The following is a 12,371-nucleotide window of genomic DNA, read 5'->3' on the forward strand; positions in this document are numbered from 1 at the left end:
GGCCGGCCGCATGGAGGTCCGCCCGTGCATGCGGTTCAGCCGGACTCGGTCCGGCCGGACCGTTGCTCAGGTCAGGAGGTCGCGCCGCCGCAGCGCCGCCAGTCCCGCGGCCGTCAGCGCCACCGCCATCGCGGTGAGCAGCAGCACGGGAGCCCACTGCATCTCGGTGCCCGGCAGCTTCGGCAGATGGCCGAAGGGTGACAGGTCCATCACTGACCGGGGCAGGTCGAGCGCCGGGCCGATCCACCCGATCAGCAGGCACGCTCCGACCACACCCCAGGCCGCCGGAGCCGCTTTGGGAAGCGCTCCGTACAGCAGGACCGCCAGACCGCCGAGGAGCCAGATCGCGGGCACCTGGACCAGCGCCGCCCCGAGCACCGCGCCGAACTCGTCGCCGTATCCGACGGCCAGACCGAGCCCGCCGACCAGCATGATGGCGACCGCGCCGCCGAACGCGATCACCAGGTGCCCGGCTGCCCACCGCAAACGCCCCAGGCGGTTCGCGAGCAGCGGTTCGGCGCGCTGCGAGGTCTCCTCGCTGTGCAGGCGGAGGATCGATGCCACCACGTACAACGCGGCCATCATCCCCAGCATCCCGACCATCGTGGCCAGGAAGGCCTGGGTCATGCCCTCCTGTCCGCCCATCCGCGCGAAGATCTCCTTGGCCTGCTCGTTGTCGCCCACCAGGTCGGCCGCACCCTCGGCCATGCCGCCGAAGACGACGCCCGCCACGGCGAAGCCCACGGTCCAGCCGAGCAGTGTGCCGCGCTGCAGCCGCCAGGCCAGGCCACCCGCGGTGGCGAGTCGGCCCTCGGCAGGGCCCGGACGGGCCGGGAGGAAGCCCATGCCGATGTCGCGCCGCCCGGCCAGTGCGTACGCGGCCGCGGCCTGAGCCGCGATTGCCGCCACGAAGAGCAGCAGCACCCACCAGCGCTCGCCGGCGTACGGCCGCATGTTCTCGGCCCAGCCGATCGGCGACAGCCAGGTCAGTACGGACGACCCGTCGTTCACACCGGAGTCTCCGGCCGCCCGCAGCAGGAAGGCGAGGCCGAGCACGCCGCCGGTCATCCCCTTGGCGAGCCGCGCGCTCTCGGTGAGCTGCGCGACGATCGCGGCCATGGTGGCGAAGAGCATTCCGGTCGCGCCGACGGCGAGCCCGAGCGCCAGCGCCCCTGTTCCGCCCTGTGCGGCGAGGCCGCCCGTGATGAACAGCGTGACCAGCGCGTTGGCGGCCAGGGCGGTGAACAGCGCCGATGTCAGCGGGGCGCGCCGCCCCACCATTGCTGAGGAGAGCAGTTCCTGACGGCCTGTCTCCTCCTCCTCGCGGGTGTGCCGGATGACGATGATCAGGCTCATCACGGCGGCCAGTGTGGCGGCGAAGACGCCGAACCGCCAGGCCACCAGACCTCCGATCGAGTCACCGAAGACCGGTCCGTACATGGAGCGCAAGGAGCTGTTCGCGCTCATGGACGCGGCGACCTCGGCGCGGGCGGCCGGGGTGTCGTAGAGCTGCTCGATCGACGAGCCGCCGCTGACGACCATCAGGGTGAGCACGAGGACCCATACCGGAAGCATGATGCGGTCCCGGCGCAGAGCGAGTCTGAACAGTGGATTGATTCCCGTGAGTTGGCCGGCGCCGCCGCGTACCGCGAGTCCCGCGGTCATCGCGACATCGCCTCTTCCGTGACCGTGGCCGCATCGTCCTGGTAGTGCCGGAGGAACAGCTCCTCCAGGGTGGGCGGGGTGCTGGTCAGCGACCGTACTCCCGAGGTGGTGAGCGAACGCAGCACGGCGTCGAGCTTGTCGGTGTCCACCTGGAGCCGTACCCGCCTGCCCTGGACGTCGAGGTCGTGGACGCCGGGCAACTGGGCCAGCCCGTTCGGCGCGGCGGCCAGTTCGGCGGTGACGCTGGTACGGGTCAGGTGGCGCAGGTCGGCGAGGGACCCGGTCTCTACCGTGACGCCCTTGCGGATGATGCTGACGCGGTCGCAGAGTGTCTCGATCTCGCTCAGGATGTGCGAGGAGAGCAGTACGGTCTGGCCGCGTTCGCGGGCGGCCTCCCGCACGTAGTCGGTGAAGACCTCCTCCATCAGCGGGTCGAGCCCGGAGGTCGGCTCGTCCAGGATCAGCAGGTCGACGTCGGATGCGAGTGCGGCTACCAGGGCGACCTTCTGGCGGTTGCCCTTGGAGTACGTCCGCCCCTTCTTGGTGGGGTCCAGCTCGAACCGCTCGATGAGGTCGGCGCGCCGCTGCTTGTCGAGGCCGCCGCCGCGCAGCCGCCCGTACAGGTCGATCACCTCGCCGCCGGAGAGGTTGCGCCACAGGGTGACGTCACCGGGGACGTACGCGATGCGCCGGTGCACCTCCACCGCGTCCTTCCACGGGTCCTGGCCGAGGATCTGGGCGGCGCCTGAGTCGGCCCGCAGCAGCCCCAGCAGGACCCGGATGGTGGTGGACTTCCCGGAACCGTTGGGCCCGAGGAAGCCATGGACCTCACCGGTCTCGACCGCGAGGTCGAGGCCGTCCAGTGCGTGTGTCCGCCCGAACGACTTGTGCAGTCCGGCCACGGTGATTGCCTTCGTCATGTTTCTGAACGTACGCTACTTTCACAAAGTTGTGAAGTTAAGGAAGCGTATAAAGTCGAGGTGTGGTCCGGGGCCGGGGAACCCCGCCGGAATTCCAGGGGAGACGATGGGGCGATGAGCAGCGAAACCGGCGTAGGCGGGCATGGGCACGAACCCGGGCGCGAGCCCGGGCAGGGCCGTGACGAGGAGGCCGTGTCGCGGTTCGTGGAACGCTTCGCGGCCGAGATGACCGAGGCGGGCATGCAGCGGATGGCGTCCCGCGTCTTCGCCGCGCTGCTGGCGGACGACGACGGCTCCATGACCTCGGCGGAGCTCAGCGAGCAGCTGCAGATCAGCCCGGCGGCGGTGTCCGGGGCGATCAACTACCTCACCCAGGTCAGCATGGTCGGCCGCGAGCGCGACCCCGGCTCGCGCCGGGACCGCTACCGTCTGCACAACGAGATCTGGTACGCCACCTTCGCCAGTCGCGACCGTGTCCTGACCCGTTGGGAGCACACCCTCAGGGAGGGCGCGCGAACCCTGGGCCAGGACACGCCTGCCGGTGCGCGGCTCGTGGAGACTGCGGAGTTCTTCGAGTTCCTGCAGACGGAGCTGGTCGGCCTGATGGACCGCTGGCGCGACTACCGCAAGAAGTTCGACCTCCCGTAACGGAACGGCTGGGGACGGAGCGCCCGCCCCTGAGCCCCGGGACGGCTCAGGCCAGCGGGTGCGACGTCCGGCCGGACACCTCGTCGATCTCGTCGTGCGCCTTGGTCAGCAGGTTCATCGCGAGCTCGTTCATGGCTCTGGCTCCTGCGATCTCCTCGCCGACCCTCGGCTGCTGGGAGTCGGAGGGGTGGCGGCTGGCGTACCCGTGCGCACGTACCTCCTTGCCGTCAGGGAGTCGTACGAGCGCGGCGGCGCGGGTGCGGTGGTTGTCTTCCTCGAATTCCAGCTCGATGTGCCATCCGACAGCGGTCTTCATCATGACCATCACCTCCGGGACCTCTTACCAGAGTGCGCCCGTTCCCGCGCCCGCGCCCGCGCACGGTCGGCCCCGCGACGCGTGGACTACCCCTCGGCCACCGGGAGCATCAGTCCCCACGCGCCCGCCCGCACCGTCCAGGTCCGTGTCCGGACCGGGCCGGCGACCTTGGTGTCCGCCCGGTAGCGGAAGTCCGCGCCGGAGACCGTGACCGCCTTGGCCTCCGCCGTCAGCGCTTCTCCCTTCGCGGTGTGGACGACCACGTCCGCGAGGCCTCCGCCACCGCCCTGCGAGGTCACCGTCACCGATTCGACCGGGCTGTCCAGATCGTTCAGCACCACGCCGTCCGTCTCGACCCGCAGCCGATAGGTGCGAGGTGTGGCGGGTGAGGTGGGCGGGGCAGGGCGGACCAGGGTGCGCACCAAGGAGCGGCAGGTGTCCCAGACCGCCGTGACGCCCGTGTGCGCGGCCGCCGAGCCCGGCGCCGTGGGCAGAGCGGGGATGCGCAGGGCGCCCAGGACGACGCCGTCGCTGTCGTCGACCAGCAGGTCGAGGCGGCGTACGGCACCGTCCAGCGCGGCGCGCGCCGCGGCCACCGCGCCCATGGGCACGCCGAGCGAATGCGCGAGTTCCAGCATTGCCGCCGCGCCCACCGGAACCAGTGCGAGCGTCTCACCGGTCAGCTCCCTGTCCCGGTGCAGCAGCGTCACGGCGCGCAGCAGTGTTCGGTCGTCGCCGACGACCACCGGACGCCGACTGCCCCGGCGGGACAAGGCCCGCGCGAATTCCTCCGGTCCGTCCGGGAGGCAGATTTTTGCGTGCGAACCTGCGCTCAGCACGTCCTTCGCGATACGGACGGACTCGCCGTCGGTCCGGCGGGCGACCGGGTCGATCACCACCAGCAGTTGGTGCGCACCGTTGCCGGGGGGCTGGGCAGCCGACACCTCGGTCCTTCCTCGGGTAGCATCTTGGTGCAAGAGCCCCTTGCGCTATTGCGCCAGGGGCTTCGTCTATTCCGGGGCACCCGGTTCGACGGTTCAGGCATCGTCGTACATCGTCGTACGGCATGTACGACGTTTACGTACGCCCCCTGACCTTGGACATGCCCCGCCCGGAAGGGGTGTACGCCTGTGCCCGCACTTGTGCTGCTCGGTGCTCAGTGGGGTGACGAGGGCAAGGGAAAGGCCACCGACCTCCTCGGTGGATCCGTGGACTATGTGGTGCGTTACCAGGGCGGCAACAATGCCGGCCACACGGTGGTCGTCGGTGACCAGAAGTACGCACTTCATCTCCTCCCCTCCGGAATCCTTTCACCGGGGTGTACCCCGGTCATCGGTAACGGTGTCGTCGTCGACCCGGCCGTCCTGCTCTCCGAGCTGAGTGGGCTGAACGACCGCGGCGTGGACACGTCCAAGCTACTGATCAGCGGTAACGCTCATTTGATCACCCCGTACAACGTCACGATCGACAAGGTGACGGAACGGTTCCTCGGGAAGCGCAAGATCGGCACGACCGGCCGCGGCATCGGCCCGACGTACGCCGACAAGATCAACCGGGTCGGCATCCGCGTCCAGGACCTCTACGACGAGTCGATCCTGGAGCAGAAGGTCGAAGCGGCACTGGAGCAGAAGAACCAGCTCCTCGCCAAGGTCTTCAACCGGCGCGCCATCGAGGCCGGGAAGATCGTCGAGGAGATGCTCCAGTACGCGGATCAGATCAAGCCGTACGTCGCCGACACGACGCTGCTCCTGAACGACGCCATCGACGCGGGCAAGGTCGTCCTCTTCGAGGGCGGTCAGGGCACGCTGCTCGACGTCGACCACGGCACGTACCCCTTCGTCACCTCTTCGAACCCGACCGCGGGCGGCGCCTGCACCGGTTCCGGCGTGGGCCCGACGAAGATCAGCCGGGTCATCGGCATCCTCAAGGCGTACACGACGCGCGTCGGCGCCGGCCCGTTCCCGACGGAGCTGCTCGACGAGGACGGCGAGGCGCTGCGCCGGATCGGTGGCGAGCGCGGTGTCACCACCGGCCGTGACCGCCGCTGCGGCTGGTTCGACGCGGTGATCGCGCGGTACGCGACCCGGGTCAACGGTCTCACCGACTTCTTCCTCACCAAGCTGGACGTGCTGACGGGCTGGGAGCAGATCCCGGTGTGCGTCGCGTACGAGATCGACGGCAAGCGGGTTGAGGAACTCCCGTACAGCCAGACCGACTTCCACCACGCGAAGCCGGTCTACGAGATGCTGCCGGGCTGGTCCGAGGACATCACGAAGGCCAAGACCTTCGGCGATCTGCCGAAGAACGCGCAGGCGTACGTGAAGGCGCTGGAGGACATGTCCGGCGCCCCGATCTCCGCGATCGGTGTCGGCCCCGGCCGTACCGAGACCATCGAGATCAACTCGTTCCTGTAGGACGGGAAGACGCGGAGGGGCCGGGGCGGCTGTTGCCCCGGCCCCTCCGCGCTTTCACTCCTCCCCGCAGATCCGCAGACCCTTCGGCGTCGCGCACGGCAGATGTCCGTGCGTACGGATGACGTCCTGGCCGTTACCGCGGCTCAGATAGCCCAGGAAGCTGGAGGCCAGCGAGTCGGCCGGGGGCTGGCCGTACGTGTAGGCGTACTCGATCTCCCGGTACGGGTAGGTGCTGGAGCCGATCGTGTCGACGGACGGGACGGTGGAGTCGATCGCGAGCTGGTGCGCCCCCTTCAGCACGGTTCCGGAGCGCAGCTCGCTGTAGCCGATCGCGCCGTCGAGCCGGCCGACGGTGGCCAGGACCTGGTCGGTGGAGTCGAGTTCGCAGCGGGTGACCCGGGCCGCGGCATCGTCCTTGGTGGCACAGTCGCGGGACGACTGTGCGGGTTCGTTGTGGCCGAGGACGCGGCGCTGGAAGACCTCGCGGGTGCCGGAGTTGGCATCCCTGCTGACCAGGAGTATGGGCAGGTCGGGTCCGTCGAGCGTCTTCCAGTTGCGGATGTCGCCCCGGTAGATCTTCCGGACCGTGGCCAGGGAGAGGTTCTTGACGGGCACCCGGTCGTTGACGACCAGGCGGAAGAGCGAGACCGCGACCCGGTTCTCGCGCAGCTGCGGGTAGCCGTGCGGTTTGGGGCCGTCGGAGAGGGCGATCAGCGCGGGGGAGCCGGACGTCCCGGCTGTCGCGCCCCGGTCGGCGAGCTCCCGTATCCCCGCGTTGCTGCCGTGCGCGTCGACGGTGACGGCGGAACCCTCGCACTCCTTCTCGTACTTCTGCGCCAGCTCCCGCACGACCGGTTCGAAGGCGGTGGAGCCGGTCACCGTCAGGGTGCCCCGGGCGCAGCCCATCGGGGGCGGGGTGCCGTCGCGGACCAGGATGATCGACGCCAGGGTGATGACGCAGACGGTGAGTGCCACGGTGATGAGCCGGGCGGCCCGGCCGAACATCGGGGGCTTGTCGTCGGGGCGGGCAGCGGTGTTGGGTGTCACCTCGCCGTCCCGGATGCCGCCGGTGATCCTGATGGGGCTGCCCACGTGTGAGCCGGTGAGCAGCACCAGCAGCTTGAAGTGCTCCCCCCGGTTGAGGGGGACGCGCGGCAGCCGGATGAGCCGGCCGCTGTGACGCATCCCGCCCGCCGGGGTGAAGTGCTCCATCAGATGGTCGGCGCCGGGTGCCTGGGTGACCGCGATGCCGCGTACGGTGCGGCCGGTGAACTCCACGGTCAGTCCGTGCAGTTCACGACCCGTGTAGTCGTTGTCTGCGATGGACTGCGAGCCGTCGTTCTCGACGCGCAGCAGGACGAGCGTGGCATCGGCCATGTCGGGCGTCTCGCTGAAGAGCCCGAGCCGGACATTGGCCCGGCCTTCGCTGACGTCGCTGCCGATCGGGGTGTCCATCTGGACCCGGTAGCCGATGCGCTTGCGGCGGGGTACGCGGCGTTCGTACCAGAGCACTCCGATGGAGGCCAGGACACCGAGCACGGCGGTGCACACGGCCACGATGTTCTCGGCGCTGAACCACTCCACGGCTTCCTCGCGCTCCCCTCGTCGAACGCGTGCACGCGTGCACCACCGGCCCCCGGTTCGGGTCACCGTATGTGTGCGGTAGGGGAGTTGGGGCGGGCAACCGGATCCTTTCGGCTGACGTTCGCCTGCCGTTCGCGCAGCGGCGGGGTCCGGCAGGCCGACCGGTTCGTCGTTCCGCATGCTGGACGGGCCCGAAGGTTTTTCCTTCGGGTACGACCACCTGTCCGCCCCTTGATCCGGATGAACTAATTCCGGAATTCCTCCTGTTGAGGGCCGCTTCGGCGCGGCGTATTCGCTGTGGACGCACTCTGCGGCACCTCTTCGGAAAGATTTCACGCGCTGGTCTAGACCTTGACAGGTACAGACCAGCGGCGCTTGAGTGACGGTCACCCCCCATGGCGGTGCACCGATGAGCTCGGTGCACCGCACCGAAGGAGTGATCACATGATGAGACGCGTCATGGGCATGCTGGCCGCGCTGGGCGCGGTCGTCGCGATGCTCGTCGTTCTCCCCGCCTCCACCGCCTCGGCGGCCGAGTGCGCGGCACCCTGGAACGCCTCGTCCGTCTACACGGGCGGCGGAGCGGCCTCGTACAACGGGCGCAACTGGACCGCGAAGTGGTGGACCCAGAACGAGCAGCCGGGCAGTTCCGACGTCTGGGCGGACCAGGGCAGCTGCGGCGGCGGCACGGATCCGGGCACCCCGTCGGGATTCGTCGTCAGCGAGGCGCAGTTCAACCAGATGTTCCCGAGCCGGAACCCCTTCTACACGTACAGCGGACTGACTGCGGCCCTGAGCGCCTACCCGGGCTTCGCCAACACCGGAAGCGACACGGTCAAGCGTCAGGAGGCGGCGGCGTTCCTCGCCAACGTCAGCCATGAGACCGGCGGACTGGTGTACGTGGTCGAGCAGAACACGGCCAACTACCCGCACTACTGCGACACCAGCCAGCCCTACGGCTGCCCGGCCGGACAGTCCGCCTACTACGGTCGCGGCCCGATCCAGCTCAGCTGGAACTTCAACTACAAGGCAGCGGGGGACGCACTCGGCATCGACCTGCTCGGCAACCCGTACCTGGTCGAGCAGAACGCGTCCGTGGCCTGGAAGACGGGTCTTTGGTACTGGAACACCCAGAACGGTCCGGGCACCATGACGGCCCACAACGCGATGGTCAACGGCGCCGGCTTCGGCGAGACGATCCGCTCCATCAACGGCTCGCTGGAATGCAACGGCGGCAACCCCGCCCAGGTCCAGAGCCGTATCGACCGGTACCAGGCGTTCGTGCAGATCCTCGGTACCACCCCCGGCTCGAACCTGAGCTGCTGATCCGCCGCTGAATCGACCTGCCGATCCACAGCCTGTGGATCCCTCCGCCCGACGGGGGCGTGTCCGGCCACGGCCCGGACCCGCCCCCGCTTTCGGTCTTCCGGAAGGTTCGCCGGAGGTTCCGGTTGCCGGAGTCCGGTCACTGCGCCGGCCTCAGACCAGTGGTTTCAACGACATCAACAGGTGCCGGTGCGTCGGACGAGGTGCGGCGACCTGGTCCGTCTCCGCCGTGCTGTCCTCGGCCGTCCGGCCGGTGATCATGGCGCGTTGCCCCGGACCCATCAGGCCGAACTGGACGACCGGCGCGTCGAACGAGGCCAGGGCGTCCATCAGGTACGAGGGCTTGAACGCGACCGTCAGCTCATCGGCGCCCTCCAGGACAGCAGGCAGCCGCTGGGACGCGACATCGTCCTCGTACCCCGCCTGAAGCAGCACCGAGTCGCCGGAGAAGGCCAGTTGGAGCGGGCTGTCGCCGTCCGCGACCACCGCCACGCGCTTGACGGCCTCGACCAGGGGCGCCCGGTCCGTCACCGCGGTCGTCGGGTCCGCCATCGCGAACAGCTTGTCGTGCCGGGGGAGCCGGCCGTCCAGGAGCCGGACCGTGGTGCGCATTCCGGCGAGTTCGAAGCCGGCCGATCCGGCGTCCAGGGCGACGCTGACCATGCCGGAACGGCCGAAGGAGCGGGTGATCTCCGTCAGGCGCCGGGCCGACACCACCACGTCGGCCGAGACATCCGCCGTCGCCGGCTTCCATCCGAGCGTGCGCACCGCGAAGCGGTACCGGTCGGTGGCGGCCAGCGTCATCGTGTCGCCGTCGAGTCCCACCCGGATCCCGGTGAGGGTCGGCAGTGTGTCGTCCCGGCCCGCGGCCACCGCCACATGCGCGACGGCCGCGGCGAACTCCTCCGAGTCCACTGCCCCCAGCACCCCGGGCAGCGGCGGCAGCGCCGGATAGTCGTCCAGCGGCAGCACCGACAGCCCGAACCGGGCATCGCCGCCGGTCACCGAGAACCGTGAACCCTCCACCGCGCACACCACCGGACTTTCGGGCAGCACCCGGCACACATCGAGCAGCCGTCTCCCCATGACCAGCACCCGCCCGGCCCGTACGGTCTCCGCCTCGACCTCGATGCAGGCGGACGCCTCGTAATCGAGGCCGGAGATCCGCAGCCACCCGCTGTCCGCCTCCAGCAGCAGCCCGCCGAGCACCGGCACGGGGGAGCGGGTGGGCAGCACGCGGGCCGCCCAGGCCACGGCATCGGTCAGTGCACTGCGATCGATACGGAACTCCATGGCGGGGCGCCCTTCTCCGTCGGTCCAGGTGATGACCCGACGTTAGGCGGTGCCACTGACAATCGGCCCAGGGCCGGTGCGGCCGACGACAGCGACCACCCCCGTGGGTCGCTGCCGCCGTGCCTCCCCGTCGTCCCCCGAGTCCGAGGCGGCCGCGTGTTCCCCCGACGCCCCCGGAACACGTTCGGACTCTAGGACCGTGGGTAGACGGCAGGGAGATTCAATTCGCACTGTGTGAGCGGTACAGGGGTATCAGTTCGCACAGTCAAACCGGTACGCTGCACTCCGCTTTTCTGTGGAGTGCGGGACGAGGAGGGAGCAGGGGACCGGTGCGAGCAGGGGAACGTGCCGACGACGTGCTGCGGATGCACCGCCTGGCCCGCGCCGGCGGCTCGAAGGAGCTGCTGCGCTGGGTGTCGGGGCGGGCCGGCGGCTGGGCCGGTCTGCTCGACAGCGACGGCACCGTCCTGCGCGGCGTGGCCCGCACCCCGGACCTCACGAGCGCCTCGGCCCTCGCGCTGGCCACCGAGGGCGTGAAGGAGCTGACAGCTCTCCGCGGCCGCTCCTTCGCTCTCGACAAGGGCCCTGACACCGCCCTGCTGTTGCCTCTCGACGGCACTCCCGACGCCCCCGCACCGATCCTCGCCGTCGTCGCCCGCCGGCCGTTGCCGGACGGACTGGCCGCGCTTCTCGCCGACGTGGCGATGCCCCTGACCATGTGCTGGGCGGCCGAGACGGTCGAACGCAAGCGCCGCCGCGTCGACCTCGCCGAGTCCCGCGGCCGGGAAGCGGTGCTGCATCTGCTGATGACCGGCCAGCTCTCCATCGCCCATCAGGTGGCGGGCGCGCTGAAGCCCACGCTGCCGGACCCCGTCCAGGTCTGTGTGGTGCAGTGCTCGGGCGGCCGGCGGGACGAGGTGGCGCGGGTGTGCACGGACATCTCCGGCGGCCGGTCCTGGATCGTGCGGTGCCCGGTGTACGCACGCCACCTGATCCTCATCGTGCCCGCCGGGCCGGACGGCGCCGATCCGCGACTCGGCCTCGACGTCGCCGCCGTGGTGGACGACTGTGTCGTGGGGGTGAGCGAGGACGTGCCGCTGAGCGACACGGCGACCGGATACCGGCAGGCGTTCCACGCCCTGGCCGTGGCGCGCGGAATGCCCGCGCGGCACGCCCGGTTCGGCTCGGCACCGGAACCGGCCCTGGTCGTCGGCGAGGCGGGCGCGCAGTGGGCCGACACCCTGCTGGCACCGCTGCTCACCCACCTGCCACGACGCATCCAGGACCCCGGCAGCCAGGAGCTGGCGGCAACCCTCTCCTCCTGGCTGGCGTTCTCGTCGCATGCGACGCAGCACCTGAAAATCCACCGCAACACCCTAGCCGCACGACTGCGGTTGATCGGCGAGCTGCTCGGCCTGGACCTCAACCGGGTCGCCGATCAGGCGGCGCTCGACCTGGCTCTGCGTATCCGGGCCGCACCCGCGCGCGCCGCCCGGCCCACGGAGCCCGTACCGGCCGGCGCGCTGGACGAGATCCTGCGGCGTCCCGCCGTCGGGCAGTGGGCGGACGAGCAGCTGCGCCCGCTCGCCGCGGCCGGTGCGGCGGCCGAGACCACCCTGCGCACCTGGCTGAAGTGCGAGGCCCAACTCGGGCCGACCGCAGCAGCGTTGGGCATCTCCGTGCCGGGTATCCGCAAACGCCTCACACGCCTCGAAGCCGTACTTCAACGCTCGCTGCTCCAAACCCCCAGCGCGCGCTACGACTTGTGGCTGGCGTTCCACGCGCTGGACGTCGCGGACGGCACCGAAACCGTGTGAGGACCGCCCCGCAGCCGGTCAGGGTGGTCGATGCCTACGGACAGCGCTGCGGGGCCGGGCATCCGCCCGGCCCCGCAGTCGACCCTCTCGCCCGGTTACTTGGTGAAGTAGAAGTACTTCCAGGCGCCGTAGGTGGTGGAGTTCACGTTGTCGCCGGACGAGCCGTTGATGTACGAGGCGCGCATGCGCATCCGGTAGCCGGTGTCGTGCGTGCCGGTCAGCGTCACGACGGACTTGCCGTTGGTCCCGAGCTTGAAGTACTGCGAGCCCGCGTCGTACCACTTGCCCTGGTAGTAGATCTCCAGGTTCAGCCTGTGCGAGCGGTTCTTGTAGTACGTCATGGTCGTGGTGAAGACCGGGTTGGTCTTCTTACGGGACAGCCCTTGGA

10 protein-coding genes and 1 pseudogene are annotated in these 12,371 nt (G+C 70.0%); 4 read left to right on the forward strand and 7 right to left on the reverse strand.

All coding sequences use genetic code 11. The annotated features are described in order from the left end of the window. Nucleotides 1-66 precede the first annotated feature (66 nt). The gene (locus ACIA8E_RS31025) at nt 67-1,665 is read right to left on the reverse strand and encodes an ABC transporter permease (protein WP_399302986.1); all 1,599 of its coding nucleotides are present in this window, start codon (nt 1,663-1,665) and stop codon (nt 67-69) included. Then, nucleotides 1,662-2,585: an ATP-binding cassette domain-containing protein gene (locus ACIA8E_RS31030; RefSeq protein WP_399302988.1), complete on the reverse strand. Its 924-nt coding sequence runs from the start codon at nt 2,583-2,585 to the stop codon at nt 1,662-1,664. Before ACIA8E_RS31030 ends, ACIA8E_RS31025 begins: the two co-directional genes overlap by 4 nt. A gap of 114 nt (nt 2,586-2,699) precedes the next feature. Here ACIA8E_RS31030 and ACIA8E_RS31035 point away from each other — a divergent pair, with 114 nt between their 5' ends. Further along, entirely contained in the window at nt 2,700-3,233 is a 534-nt protein-coding gene (locus ACIA8E_RS31035) for a GbsR/MarR family transcriptional regulator (protein WP_399302990.1), read from the forward strand. A 46-nt stretch (nt 3,234-3,279) separates the two neighbouring features. Here ACIA8E_RS31035 and ACIA8E_RS31040 read toward each other — a convergent pair whose 3' ends face one another. Both ACIA8E_RS31040 and ACIA8E_RS31045 read right to left on the reverse strand, forming a co-directional pair. Then, nucleotides 3,280-3,552, reverse strand: coding sequence for a DUF1876 domain-containing protein (locus ACIA8E_RS31040; RefSeq protein WP_399302992.1), 273 nt, complete (start codon nt 3,550-3,552; stop codon nt 3,280-3,282). Nucleotides 3,553-3,635: 83 nt separating this feature from the next. Further along, nucleotides 3,636-4,493, reverse strand: a complete 858-nt coding sequence (locus tag ACIA8E_RS31045; protein ID WP_399302994.1) for a diacylglycerol kinase — start codon at nt 4,491-4,493, stop codon at nt 3,636-3,638. Nucleotides 4,494-4,679: 186 nt separating this feature from the next. Between ACIA8E_RS31045 and ACIA8E_RS31050 the strand changes: the two genes are divergently transcribed. Then, nucleotides 4,680-5,963 carry an adenylosuccinate synthase gene (locus ACIA8E_RS31050; protein ID WP_399302996.1) on the forward strand — a complete coding sequence of 428 codons (1,284 nt, stop codon included), beginning with the start codon at nt 4,680-4,682 and terminating at the stop codon, nt 5,961-5,963. 54 nt (nt 5,964-6,017) lie between these two features. Here ACIA8E_RS31050 and ACIA8E_RS31055 read toward each other — a convergent pair whose 3' ends face one another. Beyond that, nucleotides 6,018-7,547: a substrate-binding domain-containing protein gene (locus tag ACIA8E_RS31055; protein WP_399302997.1), complete on the reverse strand. Its 1,530-nt coding sequence runs from the start codon at nt 7,545-7,547 to the stop codon at nt 6,018-6,020. Between the two features lie 444 nt (nt 7,548-7,991). On the opposite strand from ACIA8E_RS31055, the gene ACIA8E_RS31060 reads away from it, so the two are divergent. After that, complete coding sequence (locus tag ACIA8E_RS31060; RefSeq protein ID WP_399302999.1) at nt 7,992-8,873, forward strand: glycoside hydrolase family 19 protein; 882 nt, start codon at nt 7,992-7,994, stop codon at nt 8,871-8,873. Nucleotides 8,874-9,026: 153 nt separating this feature from the next. Here the strand turns inward: ACIA8E_RS31060 and dnaN are convergent, their stop codons facing one another. Further along, nucleotides 9,027-10,166, reverse strand: a complete 1,140-nt coding sequence (dnaN, locus tag ACIA8E_RS31065) for a DNA polymerase III subunit beta (protein WP_399303001.1) — start codon at nt 10,164-10,166, stop codon at nt 9,027-9,029. A gap of 365 nt (nt 10,167-10,531) precedes the next feature. On the opposite strand from dnaN, the gene ACIA8E_RS31070 reads away from it, so the two are divergent. Beyond that, on the forward strand, nt 10,532-11,983 hold the full coding sequence (locus ACIA8E_RS31070) for a helix-turn-helix domain-containing protein (protein ID WP_399303113.1): 1,452 nt from the start codon (nt 10,532-10,534) through the stop codon (nt 11,981-11,983). A gap of 95 nt (nt 11,984-12,078) precedes the next feature. Here the strand turns inward: ACIA8E_RS31070 and ACIA8E_RS31075 are convergent. Continuing rightward, nucleotides 12,079-12,354 (reverse strand): annotated as a pseudogene (locus ACIA8E_RS31075) (Ig-like domain repeat protein); the annotation flags it as partial. Between the last annotated feature and the right edge of the window lie 17 nt (nt 12,355-12,371).

It is taken from the genome of Streptomyces sp. NPDC051664 (assembly GCF_044453545.1).
GTDB lineage: Bacteria > Actinomycetota > Actinomycetes > Streptomycetales > Streptomycetaceae > Streptomyces.